Origin of the sequence: Rothia sp. HMSC064D08 (assembly GCF_001809525.1) — a bacterium.
In the GTDB taxonomy this organism is placed as follows: Bacteria; Actinomycetota; Actinomycetes; order Actinomycetales; family Micrococcaceae; genus Rothia; species Rothia dentocariosa.
In genome coordinates this window covers 866,299-886,917 of the sequence record NZ_KV797900.1, presented here as the reverse complement: position 1 = coordinate 886,917, position 20,619 = coordinate 866,299, and the positions used below count along the sequence as shown (strand labels likewise).

Below are 20,619 nucleotides of genomic sequence, written 5' to 3'. Positions count from 1 at the left end.
CAAAAATTGGGGGTAGTTAGTCCTTCTCGGAACTAACTACCCCTAAGCTGCGGTCAAAATTATCTTGACCTACATCGCTACTTGAGCCGCCAAACCAGCGCTAATTCAGGTGCAGCGCATCGTTGAGTTCCACGGTGTTCTTGGCACGCGGCAGAACCTCGATTGCACCCGAGACCGAATTGCGGCGGAATAGTAGGTTTGAGACCCCAGAAAGCTCGGCGGCTTTGACCACGCGCGGTTCCTCGCCCGGAATGAGCACGCTCACGCGCGACCCGGCGGTCACGTACAGACCGGCTTCCACCACACAGTCGTCGCCGAGCGCGATGCCGATCCCCGACTCCGCACCCAGCAGGGAACGTTCACCAATCGAGACGCGCTGCGTGCCGCCGCCGGAGAGCGTGCCCATCGTAGAAGCACCGCCGCCCACATCGGAACCGTCGCCCACCACAACGCCTTGGGAAATGCGACCCTCAACCATCGACGTACCCAAGGTGCCCGCATTGAAATTCACGAAGCCCTCGTGCATGACTGTGGTGCCGGGGCTCAGATGCGCACCCAGACGCAGGCGGTCGCCGTCGCCCACACGCACCCCGGCGGGAACCACATAATCCACCAAGCGCGGGAACTTATCGATATGGCTCACACTCAGGTGCCCGAGCTTACGAAGCCCCAGCGCAAGTTTCTGAAATTCGCTGGCGAGCACCGGCCCGTGATTCGTCCACGCCACGTTTGCCAGTTTGCCGAACAGTCCGTCCAGATTGATGCTGTTCGGGCGTACCAGCGTATGCGAAAGTAAGTGCAGGCGCAGGTAGGCATCGACTGCATCCTCGGGGGCCTCATCAAGGTTGATGGATGCGGTGCGCACCTCAGTACGGGCGTTACGTTCGGGGTGGTCGGCGACGAGCGCATCCAGCTCATCGGCGAGAGAAAGGTCGGGGGTCTGGGTTAGCGCGGGGGCGGGGAACCAGGCATCGAGTACGGTTCCAGCCTCATTCCCGGCGGCCACGACATTCACCAGTGCGACGCCGGAAGCATAACGGGATTCGGAAGATAGGTTTTCAGACATGCCCCCCATTATAGATGCGCTATCGGGTGCCGTATAGGGAAAACGCGCGGCCTCCCACGGGTTGAAATGCTAGGGTTGAAAACGAAGACTGTTGCACAACCACGGAAGACCCCTTGATGACCACTTCGCTTGATCTGAACGTTTCGATGCCCGAACTCACCCGCACGCTCCTTGATATTTATTCGGTCTCCGGGGAAGAAGAAACTATTGCAGACGCCGTCTATGAGGCTCTCAGTGCATATCCGCATCTGCATCTCACCCGCGATGGTGACGCCATGATAGCCCGTACCGAATTTGGCCCCCGCAACGGTGAGGAACGCACGCGCATTCTGCTGGCTGGTCACCTGGATACCGTACCTCTGCCCACGGTTGCGGGATCGCTCGGAACCTTACCTGCACGCATCGTTGAAGATAACGGGGACTGGGTTCTCTACGGGCGCGGTGCCACCGATATGAAGGGCGGCGTTGCGGTGCAGCTCAAATTGGCGGCAGAACTGGGCGAGCACGATACCGACTACAACCTCACCTATGTGTTTTACGACCATGAGGAAGTCGCCAGCGAACTTTCCGGCATGGCGCGGCTCATTCGCAACCACGGTGAGCTTCTGACCGACGCTGATTTTGGTGTGCTCTTGGAACCCACCGACGGCACTATTGAGGGCGGATGCAACGGTACGATGCGCTTCTACCTGCGCACCACTGGGCTCGCGGCGCACTCCGGGCGTGCCTGGAAGGGTGAAAACGCGATCCACAAGCTCGCTGGGGCGCTGCGCGTTCTGGAGGAATACGAGCCGCAAACCTACGAGGTTGAGGGGCTTGCGTACCGTGAAGGACTCAACGCCGTGCAGGTTTCCGGGGGAGTCGCCGGGAACGTTATTCCCGATGCTGCCGCCCTGCACGTTAACTACCGGTTTGCCCCGAATAAGACCCTGGATGAGGCAAAAGCGCACGTTACTGAGCTTTTCGGCGGCTATGAGCTCGACTTCGTAGACCTTTCTCCGGCGGCGCGGCCCGGATTAGATACCCCGCTGGCGGCATCACTTATCGCGGCTGTCGGGCAGGAACCCAAACCCAAATACGGGTGGACAGACGTGGCACGGCTCAGCGAGATCGGTATTCCTGCGGTGAATTTTGGTCCCGGCGATGCGCTCCTTGCTCACACCGACAACGAGCACGTGAGCTTCAGCGCGCTTACCCGCTGCTATACCGATCTGCTTTTTTGGCTGCATACCGAAGTCGACGAAGACTAGCCGATAAACCCCGCACCGATGCAAATACGCGCTTTAATATCTGTGCCAGCCGGGCAGGTAGGCTAGACTGAACAGATAGAGTAAATCTATGAGCCGCGATGCGCCGCCCACCCGCTGGATGCGTTATTGTATGCAGGCAACGGCGGTCAGTAGCTACTTTGGGTACGCCTTAAGAAAAGTACGTTTTTTCTAGGGCAGGCGTATCTGAGGGCTCATGGACCCGTGAACCGAACCTGAACCGAAAAGGTATCCCATGAACATCCTGATCACGCTTCTGGCGGTGGTGGTTCTGATCCTCACCCTGCTGGGAACTTTTGGTCTCACCAGCCAGCGACTATACCCCGGCAAGAAGTTAGCGGCCTATATCGCTCGGGATGGACTAGACGTATTCGCGGATAAAACGGCACCTCGGGAGTCCGTAAGCGACGAAAGCACCTTGACCTCATCACCGGTTCTACCCCAACATTCCCGATGAACAATCCCTCTGATAAAACTCCCAAACAGCACACCACCGTGCCCTCTATTCCCTGGAGCTCAGCGAACAAACCGGCGGCACAGGCTAAACCTGCCAGCACATCCGACCGCGATGAGGATAAAAACCCCTCAAAAACCTCCACCCTCAATGCCGATATCACATGGTTGTATATAGCATCGGGGGAGCGTTTGCGCCGCATGGGCGATGCCTTTCTAAGACTTCCCGCTTGGCTGCAAGTCATGCTCGTTTACGCTTTTAGCCGCGTCTGGGGATTCATTATTTTTTCTGTGGTTGGCAACCAACAGCTGCTCGGTCCCTGGGGCCAGCATCTGGGGTACCTTCCCTTCATTAGCACCTGGGATTCCAGCTGGTACGGGCAGATTGCGCAATCCGGGTACCCGAGTAAGCTGCCCTATGATTCCACCGGAGCGGTGGCGCAAAATCCCTGGGCATTTTACCCGCTGTTCCCCCTGATCGCTGGCGGTATTAACCGGATTACAGGGATCGGTTATTATCCGGTAGCGGCTACAGTGGCGCTCTTGGCTGGGTTCGCCGCCGCATGGGTTATCTACCTGCTTTTCACCACGAGCCTGAATATTGTGGGTTACCGAGACCAATCGCATGGCGAAAAGGTATCTGAGGCAGCGTCGAGCACCGAAGACCCGAAGGATGTAAAAACCTCACGGCACAATCTGGCGCTCTGGGCGGTTGCGGCGGTAGCATTTCTGCCGGTTGCCCCGGTGCTGCAAGTGCCCTATGCCGAATCCTTAAACCTCGTATTCCTCGTTTGGGTTCTACTGCTGATGATGCGCAAGCAGTATCTGCTCATGATGCCCGTCGCGCTCCTGGCATGCCTGTCCCGCCCGGTTGGGGTGCCCTTGGGTGCCACCGCCGGGCTATGGTGGTTCGCCTGCCTGATTACAGAGGCTAAGGCACAGCAGCAACGCCGTCAGCGCGGCGAAGACCAAGAAAGGTTCGAGAGCGTTTTCTTACGCAGCCTGCCGCAGCTTGGCAGTGCCCTTTTCATCTGCTTCTGCGCGCTCATTTGGCCAATCTATGCCTGGCAAATAACCGGTCGTATTGACGCCTACACCGCCACCGAAACCGCCTGGCGCCAGGGCGATCTTGCACCCGTGGCACCCTGGATTTCTCAGGGTATAGCATACTTCGGGTACTTTACGATCCTCCTGTTCCCGCTCCTGATTGTGGGGTATGCAGCCTTTCTGGCAAGCCCGCTCGTGAAACGGGTTCTCGCAAGTCCTATCATCCTCTGGTGCGCATGTTATGGCGCCTATCTACTGATTTTCCTCAACCCGCAGTCTTCAACTTTCCGGCTGCTTCTGCCCCTCTTTCCACTCATGCTTCCTATCGTGGCGATATCCTCTTCGCGCGCCTACCGGTGGCTGCTGATTGGTTCCGGGGCTCTTCTGCAGCTTGTCTGGGTGGGCTGGCTGTGGCATTGGAAGCAACTACCGGGCGGCGGGGACTACCCGCCCTAAGCCGAACGGTATACCCAGGCGCATCCCGGCGAGACTCTTCGGCGGGATGCGCATCACATATAGACGATAAAACCGTGTAGCTCAGTGCGAAACACCTCATAAAAGCCTTCGTGGCAATTCCCGTCGTACTCAAGATGCTGGTACTCTATATCTTGTGTTTGGTATTAGTGGCACTGAGTTCGTCGTCTTAGCCGTTCTCACGTTCTTCGTGATCGGCCCCGAACGCATGCCCGAATACGTGCGCCAAATCAAGGAACTCATCAAAACAGTTCGTCGAATGGCCTTCGACGCTCGAGACGAGTTTAAAGATACGCTGGGGGATGCAACACTCAACGAAATCAACTGGCGCCAATATGACCCTCGTCAGTATGACCCCCGCGTTATTGTGCGCGAAGCCTTCGCGGAAGACGATGCAGAACGGGCACGTGAAGCTAAAGAACGCTCCGAAGCGAACAAGCCCGCCGCATCAAATCTAAACCGGCTGCCGCGCGGTGCCTACGCTCCCTACGATACGGAAGCGACCTAAACAAGGCTTAGATTCTATGGAAGATCCCCTAGCCCTACGGCAGGGGATTTACTATGTGCGAAGCCCTAGCGGCAGTCACATAGATAAAGCCTTGAGAAACATAAAACTTCAGCAAAAACATCACCTAACTTCCGAGACACCGCACCGCCCAGGAGAATACGCCGATGAGCGAAAGCCTTGATAGCCCCACGTATGGTGAGGCGGAAAAACTACGGGACCCCATTTCACCGCTAAACCCGCGCAGGGCAGAACGTTTTAATCCCACTCGTTTTACCTTACATACCGGCGGCTTCTCCTTTTTCGACTCCCTCGGTACTTCCGCGACTGCTGCTCTGCGCCGGGTGGCGCATCGTTTTGCTGCGTTACCAGCCTGGGCTCAGGTGCTGAGTATTTGGGCACCCAGCCGCCTATGGGGTTTTATCGTTTTCTGGGTTGTCGGTATGCAGCAGGTTGCCGGTCAGCAGAAAATAGGCGACGGCCATGTGCCCACCCTTCTTGAATATTTGGGGTGGTGGGACGCCGAATGGTACGAACGGATTTACAAGAACGGATACCCCGTCCAACTGCCCATATACGATAACGGAGTTGTTGGGCATAATACGTGGGCTTTCCTTCCGGCCCAACCTACTATTGCAGGGTTCATAGCCGATACCACAGGTATTCCTTTTGCCCTCAGCACCGTGATGCTCAGCGTAGTGGTGAGCTTTGCCCTCGCATGGGTCATCTATCTGCTCTTCGTGGGATGTCTCAACTGGCGTGAGCACGGAGTATTCGAGATTCGTGCGAGCCAGGAATCACCGCATCGTTCCCTGGCACTATGGTCGGTTGCCGCCTATGGTTTTTGCGGGCCAGCGGTTATTTTTGGAACCGGGTATGCGGAGTCTCTGACCATTTTCGCGATCGCCCTGTTTATCCTACTTTTGGCATACGACCGGTACCTTTGGGCTATACCGGTGGCCTTCCTCGCCACGCAATCCCGACCCGTCGGCGTGCCCCTCGGCGCGCTCGCGGGTATATGGTGGCTGTATTGTGTGGTTTCTGAATACCATGTTCGCCGCGCGGCTGATGGACTTTCACCCCTCAGCACTGGGCAAGCCTTGATGGGCGCGTTCGCGGCACGATCCCTGCACCTCATCAGCGCCTTGATCGTGTGTTTCTTCGCGCTGGGGCATGCGCTTCACGCAGCAATTGCGACCGGGCGAATAGACGCTTATCTTGCCACTGAAATAGGCTGGAGCGGGCGTACCGTCGATGATGGGCAGCACTATGTGGTGCAGTGGGTTACCAACCTGAATACCTATCTGCCACAGTGGAACATGTGGGCTGTTGCCCTGCTGGTTGCCGTAGGCTTCTTCGCCTATTTCTGCTGGATTTTTTCGCGTAGTACCCGCTCTCTGCTGCATCCCGTCATGCTGATCTGGTGTGCTGCCTATATGGTTTATCTGGGTGTCTTCTGGCTTCCGCAAACCTCAACATTCCGTATTCTGCTGCCTCTTTTCCCACTTGCACTCGTGCTCATAAGCTACGGAAAAGACTCAAGGGCGTACCACTGGCTTTTGGTGTTCTTCGGGCTTGTTTTACAGCTGATATGGGTAGGTTGGCTGTGGCATAGTCACGGTCCGGGGGACTTGAATATACCCTAATGCTTTTGCCCTCTGAGTGTTTGGGCGGGTGGTCCCCGGTATGCTCTTGTCCTAAACCCTGAGGCGTTTGGTTGCGCATAAGTATGCTGGGCATCGAGAATACGAATCTCGATGCCCAGCATACTTATATTCTTGTGAGCTCTTCTGCGAGCTATCCGAGAAACTCTACACGATTAGCGACAGCGGCTTGCCCGCCAGGGAATCCTTGCGGTGCAAAAGCTGTGCAGCAATATTCTTAATTTCTACAGAAGTTGCTGACTCCGGGTAGCCCCACACCACGGGCATACCCTCATCACCGCCGGTACGCAGGGCAACATCAAGAGGAACCGAACCGAGCAGCGGCACCGAATAGTCCAGCGCCTCGGTCAGACGTTTCGCCAGATGTTCGCCGCCGCCTGAACCGAACATCTCTAACACAGTGCCGTCGGGTAGAGTCATCGCCGCCATATTCTCGATTACGCCCACCACTTTTTGCTGTGTCTGCAGGCTGAGGGTACCGGCACGTTCGGCGACATCCACCGCCGCATGCTGCGGGGTGGAGACCAGAATCAACTCAGCGTTGGGAAGCAGCTGTGCCATTGAGATCGCAATATCGCCGGTACCCGGGGGAAGATCAAGCAGCAGAACATCGAGCGCGCCAAAGTGGACGTCAAGAATGAACTGTTCAAGCGCCCGGTGCAGCATCGGCCCGCGCCAGGCGACGGGCTGATTATCTTTGAGAAACATGCCAATTGAAATAATTTTCACAAAACCGCCGGATGCGCCAGCCGCCAACTCGTGCCCGCCCGTATCGTCTTTACCCCGTACCGAGGCAGGAACGTCTACGGTCGGGGGAATAATGAGGTCATCCAGTCGGGTGGGGGCTTCCGTAATGCCCATGAGTCCCGGGATCGAGAAGCCGTGCACATCCGCGTCGATAATGCCGACGGCAAGACCCCGCGAAGCAAACGCCGCCGCGAGATTTGCGGTCATGGAGGATTTCCCCACGCCTCCCTTACCGGAAACCACCCCGAAGATGCGGGTGAGCGATCCGGGCGCGGTAAAGGGATTGGTGCGTTCGGGCTTGAGCCGGGATTTGAGGGCGCCGCGCTGTTCGGAGTTCATGGCACCAAGCTCAAGCTGCACGCGATCGATACCGGTGACGGCGGCAGCCGCCTCGCGCACTTGGGCGTCGATTGTGTTCTTGAGCGGGCATCCCTCAATGGTCAGCAGAACTTTCACCTGGGCATAGTGCCGCTGCGGGTTGTCTTCTTCGGCGAGAACCCGGGCATATTCCACCATGCCAAGTTCGGTGATAGGACGGCGCAACTCGGGGTCTTCCACTCGCGCGAGCGCCGCCCAGAGCGCATCCTCCAGGGGATTATCGGGCGCCGGTTCGTTTTCGCGGGAACGATCGTGCGGTGTGGCGTTAGGGCTACTCATGGTATCTCCTCAGCGCGTTCATAAGAGGGTATATATCGTCGCGGTGACGATGCCGCACCGGGCGATAAAAACACTGCCGCGTAGATGGTTGGCTGCGGTGCTACTATCATGCGCGTTTGCGCATTATTTGTCTAGGCTGGTGTTCTGCGAGCTTAAGAGCTTAACTGGGTTGCAGAACACGCTTTAGGATGTGGGTCGTTCGCCTTTATGCGCCGTTGGTGCCTTGGCGTCAGGAGAATTTTCGGTATTAGCAGTGTGACTCTCAGCCTCGGTGTTTTCTTCCCCGTCCGCATCTTCAAGTTCTTCGATATCGTCGCCAATATCCTGCAGCTGTTCGGCTTGGCGTTCCTGCTCTTCTTGAATAGATTTCAGCTCTTCCAAAATATCCCGAAGCTCGCTGCGCACGAAGTCGCGGGTAGCAACCTCGCGCAGGGCGATGCGCAGCGAAGCGATCTCGCGCGTCAAATACTGTGTCTCCTCAAGGTTTTGCTGATCGCGTTTGCGGTCCTCGGAGGCAACCACGCGGTCGCGGTCATCCTGCCGGTTCTGCGCCAACAGCAGCAGGGGAGCGGCGTAGGATGCCTGCAATGAGAGCATCAGGGTGAGCAGAGTGAAGTTGAGGCTTCGCGGGTCGAACTGCAGCTCTTCGGGGGCGAGCGTATTCCAGCCCAGCCACACGCCACAGAAAACGGTCATCCACAGCAGAAATTGCGGCGTACCCATGTACCGGGCGAACGCCTCAGTCATACGTCCGAAAGCGTCCGGGTTCGGGTTGTACGCAAAAAGCTTGTTCTTGCGCTCTGCCGGGGTGCTCAGTTGAGACTCAGCGCGGTTACCGCTCCTGCTGGTTTCCCGGGTGTCGCGGCTGCGTTCGGCGTATTTCTTTTCGAGACGGTCTTTGAGGATACGCGCTTTATCGATCCTCGGATTTTCCTCGTGCTTCAGGTTTTCGTTGCGGCGGTTCTGATCAGACAAAGCGTCGCCCTACCTTTCGTACGGGGGTTCCGTCGTCGAATGTGCGCCAGTCTTCGGGCAGGAGCGCATCGAGTACGTCGTCAATCGTGACCGCACCGACCAGGCGGTGAGATTCGTTCACGATGGGGATAATGGTCAAGTCGTAGGCGGCGAGTACGCGCGCTAATTCCGCAAGACTTGCCTGGTCAGAGACCGGTTCGGTGTCTGTGTCTAGAATGTGGCCAATCGATTCGCTCGGCGGCACCCGCAAAAGCTGCTGCATATGCACCAGCCCCAAATATTTGCCAGTCGGCGTTTCTAGGGGCGGTCGGGCCACCAAAACTGCGGCGGCCATCGCGGGCGAGATTTCTTCGGCACGAATATGCGCCAGCGCCTCGGCAACTGTGGCTTCGGGGGAGAGGATAATCGGTACCGGGTTCATGAGCGAACCGGCGGTGCCCTCGTCATATTCGAGCAGGCGGCGCACATCGTCTGCCTCATCCGGTTCCATGAGTTCGAGCAGCTTTTCACGCTGCACGTCGTCGAGCTCGATCAGAAGGTCGGCGGCGTCATCCGGTTCCATCTCTTCGAGCACCTGAGCAGCACGTTCGTCTGCTAGGTAGGAAAGAATTTGTACCTGGTCCTCTTCGGGCAGCTCTTGAAGCACGTCCGCCAGGCGCTCATCCTGCAGCTCCGCCGCGATTTCGACCATGCGTTTATCGTTCATCTCGTGGATCGCATCGGCAAGGTCGGCAGGTTTAGAATTTTCGTGGTTCGCCACGAAAGCGGTTGCGGCCTGCGGCTCCAGCTCGGTGGAGAGCATCGCCTGATCCCAGTCCACCACCAGGGTTTCTTTGGAGCGGCGGCGCCACCCGCTGGAACTGCTCACACGGGATACGAAGAGTTCGGTCACGCCCCAATCACCGTTGCGGCGCTGTTCAATGGCGACGTCTTCGATCACGGCATCCCCGCTGCCGTCGAGCAGGCGCACACGGCGGTCGAAAAGTTCGCCCACAACCAGAGTCTCGGAGTTGCGTTGTTCAAAGCGGCGCAGATTCACGAGCCCGGTTGAAATAATTTGTGAGGCGTCGATGCTGCGCACACGAGTCATTGGCATGAAGACACGCTTTTTGCCGAGCACCTCAATAATGATGCCCACGACCACGGGTTCGCTGCCTTTGCGCAGGTGAGCACCAGCCGCCAGCGCCGCGCCAAAACCGCGCTTGAGTACGACTACATCACGCAGGCGACCGAGGCGGTCACCGAAGGGGTCGAAGACATCAAGACCGAGCAGGCGGGCGATATAAATTTTGCTGGGGGCGCTGAATTTAGTATTGCTCACTCTATCTAGGGTACGCTGTGAACCCCGAATACGCACTTCACCAGTGCTTTAGGCATGCTGCGAGTCATGACCGGTGTGGGGTCGCAGGCCCTAACCGATGCGCAAAATTTTTCTATGCGTGGGGAACTAAGCCCATCGCAAATATCCCGCCGCCTGCAGGCCCTCTCCCGGTAAAATATAGGGCATGACTCAGATGCCTCCCAATATGCCCCCGTCTTCTTATTTAGCGTCTCGCCTGGCGCAGGCCAACGGGCAGCTTATGCCTCAGGGCGAACCCGTGGCAGCCTTTAGCCGCCGTGAAGAAGCCTTCGCTGCTTTTGATGTGCTTGCCGCCGCAAACTACCCTATCACTGCGCTTTACCTTGTGAACGAAGGACTCAAACAGGTCGAATACCCCACCCAGCAGGGGTACGGCCGTCCGCTTCTGGTCGCTCTTATTCAGGGTATTCTTGCGGGCCTGTTCTACTCAGCGTTGGTTTCCACTGCGGGCACGAACTTCTGGGCTGCCGCCTCGTCAGCCGTGCCGATCGCCGTTGCGGTTTTCGTGGTCTGGAAAATTTTTGAGCTTCGCCGCGGCGGTTCCGGTCGCTACCCGATGCGCGGCGAGGCAGTCCCGGAACGCACCATAGTCTACGCCCTGAGTGATTATTCTTCGGAGGCGCGGCGCATCCTCTCGGCGAACCCGCTGTTTCAGAAGGCGGTAGCTTCGGCATCCTCGGGAACGCCGAGTGCAGGTACCGGCTTGCCCCATGCCGCCAGCCCCTATGTCTCTTATACACCAACGTCTGCCGGTGAATCTTCGCAGGCTCCGAGCACCCCGTCGACTGTGACGGATCAGCAAGGTGGCTACACCGAAAACCGCGATAGCGCTGCCAAGAACCCGAATCCCGAGCAAGCGGATGCGGGCGGACAACAGGGTACAGCGGCACAGGAGATTCCGTGGCAAAGCCCAGTCGGTGGGGATTCCCAAGCGTCACAAGCCGCTGCATCACAAACTGCCGCGCCGCAAACCCAGCCCAACGACTCTTCTGAGCAGTCTTCGCCCGCCGACGACGCCCGCGAGCACAAGTCTCAGACGCAAGCGGCACAGCGGTTCGGTCTGCGCATTGACGATCCGGAAGAATATGCCAAAACTATCCGGCAAGCTCCAACTCGTGAGACTCCTAAGCCCAAGGGAGTCAAGGAAGACTAGCGTCCAACGCCACAGAGGCATCTGACACAACGAAAAAGTCCCCGCAGCCAGTACTGTACTGATCGCGGGGACTTTCCGTCTGTGAAAGTAAGAGACTACTGGGCGAGCTTCGCCATCCACGCTTCAATCTCTTCAACCGTGCGGGGCAGTGCCGCCGAGAGGTTTACATTGCCGTCCTCGGTGCACAGCACGTCATCCTCCAAGCGAATACCGATACCGCGGTACTCCTCAGGAACAGACAAATCCTCATCCTTGAAGTACAGCGCGGGTTCAATCGTGAAGACCATGCCCGGCTCCAAAGTTGCGCCGGTGTACAGCTCCGCCTTCGCCTGCGCGCAGTCGTGCACATCCAAACCCAAATGGTGGCTGGTGCCGTGCGGCATCCACCGACGATGCTGACCACCCTCAACCGTCAAAGAAACCTCAGCCGAAACGGGTAGCAGTCCCCACTCCTCCAGACGATGCGCCAGCACCTCCATCGCGGCATCGTGAATCTCATGGAACTTACGACCCGGCACAGCGACCTTGAACGCTGCATCCGCAGCATCCAGCACCGCGTTATAGACCTTCGCCTGAACCTCGGTAAACTTACCGTTCACCGGGAACGTGCGGGTCACATCGGCGGTGTACAGGGTATCGTCCTCAACACCGGCATCCAGCAGCAGCAGCTTGCCCTCATCCACGGTGCCGTTATTGCGAATCCAGTGCAGAATCGTCGCGTTATTCCCGCACGCCGCAATCGTGTCATAGCCCAGGTCGTTGCCGTCGGTACGTGCTACCGAGAAAAACGCTGTCTCCACCACGCGCTCACCACGATGATGCGCCACCGCCTTCGGAAGCTCACGCACAACCTCCTCGAAGCCCTTAACCGTCATATCGACCGAACGCTGCAGGTTCTCAACCTCGATTTCATCCTTAATCAGGCGGGCTTCAGAGAGCGCCACCGTCAGCTCGGAATCGAGCTTATCGGATTCCTCCAGCGCAACGCCCGTGTTATACCGGGAGGTATCAACCAGCGCATCAATGGAAGGATCAACCTCACGCACCAGTCGGATGCGTACCCCGCCCAACGCCTGAGCTCCGGCGTTCTTCGTAATCGCAACTTCAAGCTCCGAAAGGTCCTTCGTCCGCACACCGTAACGCTCCGAAAACTCCTTGAGCGTGGGGCGCGGACCAACCCAGAACTCGCCATAGCGCGCATCCGCGTAAAACTGCGTGGTGTCACGGCCAGCTAACGGGCGGAAATACAGGGTAACTTCATGGTTCGAGCCGTTATCGCCGGTGCCCTCATCTACGGGCTCAAAGACCAGCACGGCGTCAGCCTCATGATCAACACCCAACCCGGTCTGATGTGCAAACGCCGAATGCGGGCGGAAACGGTAATCGCAATCGTTCGAGCGAACCTTCAGCGGCCCCGCGGGCAGAACCAGACGCTCACCTGGGAACTTTTGGGAAATCTTCTTACGACGTTGCGCCGCAAAATCGGCGACGCGCTCGCGGGTATAGCCATCATCCGCAGCGGGCTCCCAGTTAGATGCGATGAACTCCTGAAAAGCTGATGCTTTGGGGGTATCGCGGTGATCTGTTGTTGGAGCTCCGGTGCTCTTCTTCGTATTTTCAGTCATAGTTGTATTCTATCCCACGCGCCGCGAGAAATCGCCGGTATACCGCCGCTATTTTCTGCGGGAAATCGCCTTGAGCGAGGCACTATCGCGGGTGATGCGGACGTGGGGTGCGTTAGAGTTAGAACTATGACCGAACGTTACGATCTGCATATTCACTCTGCAATTTCTGATGGTACTCAGCCGCTCACCGAATTAATTCCGCTTATTCACGAGGCGGGACTGACAGGATTCGCGCTTACCGACCATGACACCGCGTGCGGATGGTCGCAGGCGGCCGAGCTGGCGGGGGAGTACGGGCTGGATTTTCTGCCCGGTGCCGAGTTTTCGTGCCGTTATACGTACCGCGATGAGCAGGGGCGAAAGCGTACTAAGAGCGTGCATCTGCTGGCCTACGGGTATGACCCGCAATCCTCCGAGTTGGCGCGGCGGGTTGAGGAAATTCGGTGCTCGCGTGCGGGGCGGGCGCGGCGCATCGTTGAGCTACTATCCGCCGACTACCCGCTCACCTGGGAGCATGTGCAGGAACAGACGGGTGAAGAGAATGCATCGGTGGGGCGACCCCATATTGCGGATGCGCTGATCGCCGCCGGAATCGTCGCCAGCCGTGAGGAGGCGTTCGGTCGTATTCTCTATGCGGGCTCACCCTACTATGTGCCGCAGGAGAGTATGGACCCGCTGGAGGCGACTCGGTTGGTGCGCGCGGCGGGCGGTGTGCCGGTGGTGGCGCATCCGATGAGTGAAAATCGTGGGCCTGCGTTGCCGCTTGAATACCTGGGGCAGATGGCGGATGCGGGCCTCGCCGGGGTCGAGGTCTACCACCGCGAAAATTCTGAACCGAATCGTGCGCGTCTGTTGGAATTTGCGCGCGACCGTGAGCTTTTGGTGACCGGTTCCAGCGACTACCACGGTGCGGGCAAACCAAACCAGCTGGGGGAGAATACCACTGCCCGCGAAACTGTTGAGGCGATCCGCGCCCAGATTCGCGGCTAAAGCTCACAACCGAACTAAAGTAATCACTGTAACCCGTACACTTTGCCGCATATCGTACGGTTAAACCCTACGAAGATGCAGCAAAGTGTACGGCATACGCCGGGTCAGTCCGCTATGAAGACGCCGCCGTCTCCTTGACCTGCTTCCGCTTCTTCGTCAGCTCTTGGCGTTTGCGGTCTTTACGCAGTTTTTCGCGAGCCTGGGCGCGCAGCTCGCGTTCCAAAACATCGGTCGAAGGATGCCGCACAAACTGGCTGTGCGCCCCGTCTATAGGCTTCACACGCTCCTGAATCTTCTTGCTCTGTTCTGCCAGTGCGCGCCGCGATGCCGCCGTGAGCGCATCCCGAGAGGTACCCCCGCGAACCCCCACGTGACGATGCGGAGTAAACAGCACCGCCGCACCGCGCGGAACGCCGCGGTAGTCGGCGAACGATTCAGCATCTACGTTCAGGCGTTTCGCCATGACCTCAATCGCGGGCGGGTTCTGATCCACACACACGAACCTGCGCCCCAATGCCGCCGCAGCCGCACCGGTGGTACCGGAACCAGCGAAGAAATCCAGCACCCAGTCGCCCGGGCGTGACGAAGCAGCAATCATCCGCTTGAGCAGACCCAGCGGCTTTTGCGTGGGGTACCCGGTCTTTTCCTTACCCGTGGGCGAAACGATTGTATGCCACCACACATCGGTGGGGAGTTTGCCGCGCGCTGCTTTCTCTTCGGTCACCAGACCAGGGGCCATATAGGGTTCGCGGTCTACCGCATCCGCATTGAAGTAGTATTCCTGCGGGTTCTTGACATACATCAAGATATTGTCGTGTTTAGTGGGCCAGCGCTTTGTCGATTTTGCGCCGTAGTCGTAGGCCCAAATAATCTCGTTGATAAAACAATCGCGCCCAAAAATCATGTCGCACATAACCTTGGCGTAGTGAACTTCACGCCAATCGAGGTGCAGGTAGAGGGTGCCATCCTCCGTGAGCAGACGGTGAGCCTGCCTAATACGCGGCTCTAAGAACGCCCAGTAGTCCTCAAAAGCATCGTGATAACTCGCAAGGGTTTGCAGGGCACTCGTGTAGCTTTTGCCCTGAAATCCGGTGCGATTACCGTTGCCTTTTCCCTGTTCTTCGCCGTCTGCAGCGGGGGCGGTTTTGAGGGTACGCCGGGTCTGGGTTTTGCCGGTATTAAACGGCGGATCAATGTAGATCACAGTGAACGAGGAACTTGGCAGCTCGCTCAGATACGCCAGATTATCGGCCTGAACTACCAGCGAGGAACCGTTCGGATCGAAAGCTGGAACATCGCCGGTACCCGACCGTTTGGGCACAGATGCGTCGGCGGAGGATACTGCTTCGCTCACTCGCTATTTACTCCTCACCCGATGCGGCATCAGACTTCTTCCGCCCCTTTGTCTTGGCTGCGGTCGAGTCTGCCTTGCCCTTATTCCCGGAACGGCGACGGCTGCGGCGGCGCGATGAGCCTTTAGAATCTGTTTTCTCAACCGAGCTATCCTTGGCAGAGCCGGATTTCTTAGCCGATTTTTTCTCAGCGGATTTCCCAACGGTTTTCCCGGCGTGTGTCTCAACGGTTTCACCCTCAACACGTCGAGTACGGCGGCGCGGTCGGCGTTCACGCTTCGGTGCGGCATCCTTCGAGGGCGAATCCTCCCCGCGCTTTTCGGACTTTGCCTTGCGGGAACCGCCGCGGGAGCCGCGGGGTTTAGAACCGCGCGAACGCGAGCCCCGAGAGGAACGGGAACTGCCCCGCGAAGAGCGCGAGTCGCCATAATCATCAAGGTGCTCCGCATCCAAACCTTCGAGAGTCTGCTCGGAACGCGGCAGGCGGCCCTTGGTTCCCGGCGGAATATCCAGATCGTAGAACAGATGCTCAGAAGAAGAATAAGTTTCTACGGGGTCGGAAACGCCTAGATCGAGCGCATCGTTAATGAGGCGCCACCGGGCAATATCCTCCCAATCCACGAAGGTTACGGCGGTACCCTCATGACCCGCACGACCGGTACGTCCGGTGCGGTGCAGATAGGTTTTCTCGTCTTCGGGCACGCGGTGGTTAATCACATGGGTTACGTCTTCCACATCGATACCGCGAGCCGCAACATCGGTTGCCACCAGAATATCCACCTTGCCGTTGCGGAAAGCACGCAAAGCCTGCTCGCGAGCGCCCTGGTTGAGGTCGCCGTGCAGGGGAGCGGCGGCGAATCCGCGCGCGATAAGCTCATCGGCAACACGCGCGGCATCGCGCTTGGTCTTTGTGAAGATCACGGTGCGTCCGCGTCCATGAGCACGCAGGATGCGGCCGAGCATTTCGTCCTTATCCATATGGTGCACGCGGTAAACCACCTGACGAATCGAGGCTTTGGTCTTGGCGTGATCTTCCGGGTCTGCCGCACTGATATGCATGGGCTTAGTCATGTATTTGCGCGCCATCGTGATCACCGGGCCGGGCATCGTCGCGGAGAACAGCATGGTCTGGCGGTCGGTGGGTAGGTACCCCATAATTTTTTCGACGGAAGGCAAAAAGCCTAGGTCGAGCATCTCATCGGCCTCATCCAGCACCACCGTTTTTACCTGGGTGAGGGTGAGCGCACCATGCTGGTACAGGTCGATCAGGCGCCCGGGAGTGCCGACCACAACTTCCAGCCCCTTGGTGAGCTGCTCAACCTGAGGCTCGTAGGGAACGCCGCCGTACAGGGTTGCCACTCGGGCGTTGCGCAGTTTAGAGGCTACCGCTAAATCGTTACCCACCTGAATTGCAAGCTCGCGGGTGGGTACCAAGATAAGCGCCTGAGGCGCCCCCGGCTTCTGTAGCGAACCCCACTGATCGTCGTCACGACCCACCACACGTTGAATCGTGGGGAGACCGAACCCGAGGGTTTTACCGGTACCGGTTTTTGCCTGCCCAATAATGTCATGCCCGGCAAGTGCGACCGGCAGGGTCATTTCCTGGATGGGGAAGGGGCTCACAATGCCCACAGCGGCAAGCGCATCGCTAATATCTTGGCGGACCCCAAAGTCGGCAAAGGACTTGGGGGAAGACTGTGGTGTTGAGGAAGGCTGGGCCTCATCGGTCGTCGCGTTTTGAGCGTCGGTCATCTCATATCTTCCTGCCCTGATCGGGCGGTTTGCGCCGCGCCCGTACCTGTGCGTGAGTGTGCACAGGTGTTATGCCGTGTAGCTGCCCAAGTACTGTGCTGTGGGGAGCACGGTGTGTTCACAACGCCGGGCTGGCGCTAGGTGAAGGAAGCCGATCGCGGGAAATTCATATTCCGAAGCCGAGCTCTTGAAGATGTACCTGCCGTAAAAGAACTCAGGCTCTCGGAAAGACGCGGTGTCTGGTATATCAAGAACGACCGGGCATCCACTTAACCCTTAAATCTTAACCCGTCTTGGCGTCAGATGCACCCTTACAGGTCGATATGTCGAGTATGCGTACTGCCGTATGAATGCGCGAAGCCCGCATTCATACGGCAAAACCGTGAATGCGGGCTTCGTAAAAATTATTGGGTGTACCCCTGCTATTAGGCGCCGACACCGAACCCAACGCGGCGCTTCTCTTCGGAGCCGAGTTCAACATAACCGATCTGCTCACCGGGTACGAGGGTGGTTGCTCCCTTATCGTCGGTGATCTCAAGGAGGGAACCGTTCGTAATGGCGTCGGCTACCTTGGTTCGGATAGTCTCGACGCTTTCCTTGGTTTCGAGCGTAACTTCGCGGCTAATGTGACGAATGCCAATTTTGATTTCCATGATGACCCTTCAAGCCGTCAGCGGTGTTTTCTTCTGGATTTAGTGTACCGTGCCTGCCAGGCGGATGCCGTAAGGATGCGCGCATGATTCGCCTGTGGCTTAGGGCTGCGGTGGAATAAAGCGCAGCGTGCAGAAGATTATCCCGCAATTAGCGGTCGTCGATGGTGATTCCGTAGAGCGTTTCGAGCGCCGCAATGTAGTCGGAGGTTCGCCCCTGGGTTGCGAGCTGTTTCGCGCGTATCGTGGGGGTGTGCAGAAGGGACTTCACCATGCGGCGCATTGCGAGTTCGAGCTGCTCGGTGGCGGCGGTACAACCGAATTGGCTGCGTACCTTATCGAGCTCTTCGTCCAGCACCTCCATAGTATGAGAGCGAAGCGCCACGATTGCCGAATCAATATTGCGAGTCTTTTGCCGTGCAGCAAAGGCCTGCGTTTCAGACTCGACGATGCGCTCGGCGGTAGCGACCGCCTCCTCAGTTTCTTCGGGGGCGGCCAAACGCACGGACTCTAAGGTAATAAGCTCCACCTGCGGCAGATCCGCAATAGCGGGATCAAAATCTCGGGAGAGCGCTAAGTCAAGGATTGTATGATGCCCCGGTGGAATTTCGGCGGGGGAGAGCGGGTCAGACCCGCCCGAGCAGCCAACAATCACATCCGCCTGTTCCATGGCCTTATACGTTTCACCTTTGGGAACCGCGCGAACATCGCGTTTTGCGGCAAACTCCGGGGCGCGGCCCGAACGGGAGTTAACCCAAATGTCTTCGCATCCGCGTTCACGCAGGGCTGCAATAGTAGCACCCGCGTAGGCACCCGTTCCAAAGACGAGAGCACGGCGGGTTTTCCAGTCTTTCTCGGCGACCGCATCCGCCAAATCGAGAGCAACCGAGACGATGGAACGCCCCTGTGACCCGATAGTGGTGTGCTGCCCAACCTGACGGGCGGTGTGTGCCGCATGCTCGAAAAGCTGTACAAGCTCCCCGGGAACCGCCCCTTCTTCTTGGGCGTAGGCAAGCGCACGGCGCACTTGCCCGGCGATTTCGCGCTCGCCGACCACGGCGGACTCTAGCCCTGATGCCACTGTAAAGAGATGTTTGGCAGCTTCAAGGTTTTCATAGATTTCAAAACTGTCTGCAATAAGCTCTGCATCGAGTTCAGATTTTTGCGCAATCTCGGCGTAGAGCATATCGCTTACGGGGCCTAAATGCTCGGCCACCGAGAGCTGCACATAAATTTCGAGGCGGTTGCAGGTTGCCAGCACAATAGTGCCGGTAACGCCCAAGTTTTGCGCGGTTTCGGTACGAAAAAGCTCGGGTATGCCAGCTGCACCGTTGCTCAGTAGAGCGACGGTGGTGAGATCGATGATCCTGTGTGATGCAACAAATGAGTACGTAGCCACTAGACAATAATCATAAACACATTTTTAGTCGGTGAGTGTAACCTAACGTGAGCTGGCTCCCAATAATGTGAGTTTGTGTGAAAAGGTCCCGAACTATGCCCAACAAGGCCCAGCAAAGGACCGGTGTATAAAAACTTAGGGTAAATAAATTTTGAGATAGCTAAAACAGCTTTAAAAATAAGGTAACCCTACACCAAAACTTATAAAGGTTACGAAGGGGTACTTTATGACACCGTGTCATAAAAACAGGCGCGAAAACCTGTCAAACTAGAGGGTATGACCGAAACCCAGCAGCCCCAGCGAGCCGCCAATGGTGCAGATTCTCAGCAGTCGCGCTCTACAGTGGGTAATCACCCGAGAGATCGCCAGCGTGATTTGCTGACCGAGGCGCAGCTGTCGCGCCTGAGCGCATCTCACCCGCTGCGTGCCGCTCAAACCGCCGATTCTCCGATGCTGCAGGCACTCACCGGGCGCGCATCTGAGCATCGTCCGGTCTGGTTTATGCGCCAAGCGGGGCGTTCGCTGCCCGAGTATCGCAAGGCGCGCGAGGGAATTCCCATGTTGGACGCCTGTTTGACACCCGAACTTGCCGCCGAGATTACCGTGCAGCCGGTGCGCCGCCACAAAGTCGATGCCGGTATTTTCTTTTCGGATATCGTTATCCCCATGAAACTCGCGGGCGTGAATGTCGATATTGTGCCCGGTCGCGGTCCCGTACTCGAACATCCCGTGCGCACGCTTGATGAAGTGCGTTCCCTGCCCGAACTGACCGATGCGGCACTTGACCCCATTCGTGAGGCAGTCGCAGCAACCGTCGACATGCTCGGTTCCACCCCTCTCATTGGTTTTGCGGGTGCTCCTTTCACCGTTGCCGCCTATATGGTTGAGGGTGGTCCCTCCCGCGATCACCTGCGTCCCCGCACCATGATGCATGCTGACCCCGTTGCCTGGCGCGAGTTGGCGCAGTGGGCCGCGCGCACCTCGGGGCAGTTTTTGCGGGCTCAGATCGAGGCGGGTGCATCCGCCGTGCAGCTCTTCGACTCTTGGGCAGGCTCTTTAGGGGAAGCAGACTACCGCCGGTATGTGCAGGAACACTCTGCCACCACCTTGAGCATGGTCGAAGAATTTGGGGTGCCGCGCATCCACTTTGGTACCGGAACCGCCGAGTTGCTGCCCGCCATGCATGAAGCTGGTGCCGATGTGATCGGGGTGGACTACCGCCTGCCTCTTGATGAGGCAAACCGCAGGCTCAACGGCGCGGTGCCGCTTCAGGGAAATATCGATCCCGCGCTTTTAGCCGCAGGGCGTGAGACTCTATATGCTCACGCGGACGAGGTACTCGCCGCCGGGGCGAGCGCCCCCGCCCATATCGTGAACCTGGGGCACGGGGTGCCGCCCACAACGGACCCGCAGGTGCTCACCGATCTAGTGACATATCTTCACGAACGCACCCGACGCCCATAAAACGGATACTCTTAAGAG

At 58.0% G+C, this 20,619-nt stretch carries 17 protein-coding genes; 8 read left to right on the top strand and 9 right to left on the bottom strand.

The annotated features are described in order from the left end of the window. Window positions 1-100: 100 nt before the first annotated feature. A complete protein-coding gene (gene dapD / locus HMPREF2625_RS10520; protein WP_070524405.1) occupies window positions 101-1,075 on the bottom strand; it encodes a 2,3,4,5-tetrahydropyridine-2,6-dicarboxylate N-succinyltransferase in 975 nt (324 codons plus the stop codon). Window positions 1,076-1,182: 107 nt separating this feature from the next. On the opposite strand from dapD, the gene dapE reads away from it, so the two are divergent. From dapE to HMPREF2625_RS10495, 5 genes are all read left to right on the top strand, one after another. Continuing rightward, window positions 1,183-2,316, top strand: a complete 1,134-nt coding sequence (gene dapE, locus HMPREF2625_RS10515; RefSeq protein WP_070524403.1) for a succinyl-diaminopimelate desuccinylase — start codon at window positions 1,183-1,185, stop codon at window positions 2,314-2,316. 253 nt (window positions 2,317-2,569) lie between these two features. Further along, window positions 2,570-2,791, top strand: coding sequence for a hypothetical protein (locus tag HMPREF2625_RS10510; RefSeq protein WP_013397484.1), 222 nt, complete (start codon window positions 2,570-2,572; stop codon window positions 2,789-2,791). After that, window positions 2,788-4,290 carry a hypothetical protein gene (locus tag HMPREF2625_RS10505; RefSeq protein WP_246826790.1) on the top strand — a complete coding sequence of 501 codons (1,503 nt, stop codon included), beginning with the start codon at window positions 2,788-2,790 and terminating at the stop codon, window positions 4,288-4,290. The genes HMPREF2625_RS10510 and HMPREF2625_RS10505 overlap by 4 nt, the downstream gene beginning before the upstream one ends. 154 nt (window positions 4,291-4,444) lie before the next feature. Then, window positions 4,445-4,816 carry a twin-arginine translocase TatA/TatE family subunit gene (locus HMPREF2625_RS10500; protein ID WP_004005117.1) on the top strand — a complete coding sequence of 124 codons (372 nt, stop codon included), beginning with the start codon at window positions 4,445-4,447 and terminating at the stop codon, window positions 4,814-4,816. A 164-nt stretch (window positions 4,817-4,980) separates the two neighbouring features. Next, the gene (locus HMPREF2625_RS10495) at window positions 4,981-6,459 is read left to right on the top strand and encodes a hypothetical protein (protein WP_070524401.1); all 1,479 of its coding nucleotides are present in this window, start codon (window positions 4,981-4,983) and stop codon (window positions 6,457-6,459) included. Window positions 6,460-6,624: 165 nt separating this feature from the next. Here the strand turns inward: HMPREF2625_RS10495 and HMPREF2625_RS10490 are convergent, their stop codons facing one another. From HMPREF2625_RS10490 to HMPREF2625_RS10480, 3 genes are all read right to left on the bottom strand, one after another. Then, entirely contained in the window at window positions 6,625-7,881 is a 1,257-nt protein-coding gene (locus tag HMPREF2625_RS10490) for a P-loop NTPase (RefSeq protein ID WP_070524399.1), read from the bottom strand. Window positions 7,882-8,064: 183 nt separating this feature from the next. Then, complete coding sequence (locus HMPREF2625_RS10485) at window positions 8,065-8,856, bottom strand: DUF1003 domain-containing protein (RefSeq protein WP_013397478.1); 792 nt, start codon at window positions 8,854-8,856, stop codon at window positions 8,065-8,067. Beyond that, the gene (locus HMPREF2625_RS10480) at window positions 8,849-10,177 is read right to left on the bottom strand and encodes a magnesium transporter MgtE N-terminal domain-containing protein (RefSeq protein ID WP_004005110.1); all 1,329 of its coding nucleotides are present in this window, start codon (window positions 10,175-10,177) and stop codon (window positions 8,849-8,851) included. The genes HMPREF2625_RS10485 and HMPREF2625_RS10480 overlap by 8 nt, the downstream gene beginning before the upstream one ends. Window positions 10,178-10,361: 184 nt before the next feature. Between HMPREF2625_RS10480 and HMPREF2625_RS10475 the strand changes: the two genes are divergently transcribed. Beyond that, entirely contained in the window at window positions 10,362-11,369 is a 1,008-nt protein-coding gene (locus tag HMPREF2625_RS10475; protein ID WP_070524397.1) for a hypothetical protein, read from the top strand. Between the two features lie 95 nt (window positions 11,370-11,464). On the opposite strand, the gene HMPREF2625_RS10470 is transcribed toward HMPREF2625_RS10475, so the two are convergent. Next, complete coding sequence (locus HMPREF2625_RS10470) at window positions 11,465-12,994, bottom strand: aminopeptidase P family protein (RefSeq protein ID WP_004005107.1); 1,530 nt, start codon at window positions 12,992-12,994, stop codon at window positions 11,465-11,467. Window positions 12,995-13,120: 126 nt separating this feature from the next. On the opposite strand from HMPREF2625_RS10470, the gene HMPREF2625_RS10465 reads away from it, so the two are divergent. Then, window positions 13,121-13,984, top strand: coding sequence for a PHP domain-containing protein (locus HMPREF2625_RS10465; RefSeq protein ID WP_070524395.1), 864 nt, complete (start codon window positions 13,121-13,123; stop codon window positions 13,982-13,984). Window positions 13,985-14,096: 112 nt separating this feature from the next. Here HMPREF2625_RS10465 and HMPREF2625_RS10460 read toward each other — a convergent pair whose 3' ends face one another. From HMPREF2625_RS10460 to HMPREF2625_RS10445, 4 genes are all read right to left on the bottom strand, one after another. Then, the gene (locus tag HMPREF2625_RS10460; RefSeq protein WP_246826789.1) at window positions 14,097-15,338 is read right to left on the bottom strand and encodes a DNA-methyltransferase; all 1,242 of its coding nucleotides are present in this window, start codon (window positions 15,336-15,338) and stop codon (window positions 14,097-14,099) included. Between the two features lie 7 nt (window positions 15,339-15,345). After that, window positions 15,346-17,088: a DEAD/DEAH box helicase gene (locus HMPREF2625_RS10455; protein ID WP_070524392.1), complete on the bottom strand. Its 1,743-nt coding sequence runs from the start codon at window positions 17,086-17,088 to the stop codon at window positions 15,346-15,348. Window positions 17,089-17,513: 425 nt separating this feature from the next. After that, window positions 17,514-17,741 carry a DUF3107 domain-containing protein gene (locus HMPREF2625_RS10450; RefSeq protein ID WP_004005102.1) on the bottom strand — a complete coding sequence of 76 codons (228 nt, stop codon included), beginning with the start codon at window positions 17,739-17,741 and terminating at the stop codon, window positions 17,514-17,516. Window positions 17,742-17,889: 148 nt separating this feature from the next. Further along, window positions 17,890-19,137: a glutamyl-tRNA reductase gene (locus HMPREF2625_RS10445; RefSeq protein ID WP_070524390.1), complete on the bottom strand. Its 1,248-nt coding sequence runs from the start codon at window positions 19,135-19,137 to the stop codon at window positions 17,890-17,892. A 276-nt stretch (window positions 19,138-19,413) separates the two neighbouring features. Between HMPREF2625_RS10445 and hemE the strand changes: the two genes are divergently transcribed. Beyond that, window positions 19,414-20,601 carry a uroporphyrinogen decarboxylase gene (hemE, locus tag HMPREF2625_RS10440; protein ID WP_070524388.1) on the top strand — a complete coding sequence of 396 codons (1,188 nt, stop codon included), beginning with the start codon at window positions 19,414-19,416 and terminating at the stop codon, window positions 20,599-20,601. The last annotated feature ends 18 nt before the right edge of the window (window positions 20,602-20,619 follow it).

Bases quoted from the DNA above. Each gene is read 5' to 3' on its own strand.
- dapD (WP_070524405.1), bottom strand. From the start codon at position 1,075: ATGGGGGGCATGTCTGAAAACCTATCTTCCGAATCCCGTTATGCTTCC.
- dapE (WP_070524403.1), top strand. From the start codon at position 1,183: ATGACCACTTCGCTTGATCTGAACGTTTCGATGCCCGAACTCACCCGC.
- HMPREF2625_RS10510 (WP_013397484.1), top strand. From the start codon at position 2,570: ATGAACATCCTGATCACGCTTCTGGCGGTGGTGGTTCTGATCCTCACC.
- HMPREF2625_RS10505 (WP_246826790.1), top strand. From the start codon at position 2,788: ATGAACAATCCCTCTGATAAAACTCCCAAACAGCACACCACCGTGCCC.
- HMPREF2625_RS10495 (WP_070524401.1), top strand. From the start codon at position 4,981: ATGAGCGAAAGCCTTGATAGCCCCACGTATGGTGAGGCGGAAAAACTA.
- HMPREF2625_RS10490 (WP_070524399.1), bottom strand. From the start codon at position 7,881: ATGAGTAGCCCTAACGCCACACCGCACGATCGTTCCCGCGAAAACGAA.
- HMPREF2625_RS10475 (WP_070524397.1), top strand. From the start codon at position 10,362: ATGACTCAGATGCCTCCCAATATGCCCCCGTCTTCTTATTTAGCGTCT.
- HMPREF2625_RS10470 (WP_004005107.1), bottom strand. From the start codon at position 12,994: ATGACTGAAAATACGAAGAAGAGCACCGGAGCTCCAACAACAGATCAC.
- HMPREF2625_RS10465 (WP_070524395.1), top strand. From the start codon at position 13,121: ATGACCGAACGTTACGATCTGCATATTCACTCTGCAATTTCTGATGGT.
- HMPREF2625_RS10455 (WP_070524392.1), bottom strand. From the start codon at position 17,088: ATGACCGACGCTCAAAACGCGACGACCGATGAGGCCCAGCCTTCCTCA.
- HMPREF2625_RS10450 (WP_004005102.1), bottom strand. From the start codon at position 17,741: ATGGAAATCAAAATTGGCATTCGTCACATTAGCCGCGAAGTTACGCTC.
- hemE (WP_070524388.1), top strand. From the start codon at position 19,414: ATGACCGAAACCCAGCAGCCCCAGCGAGCCGCCAATGGTGCAGATTCT.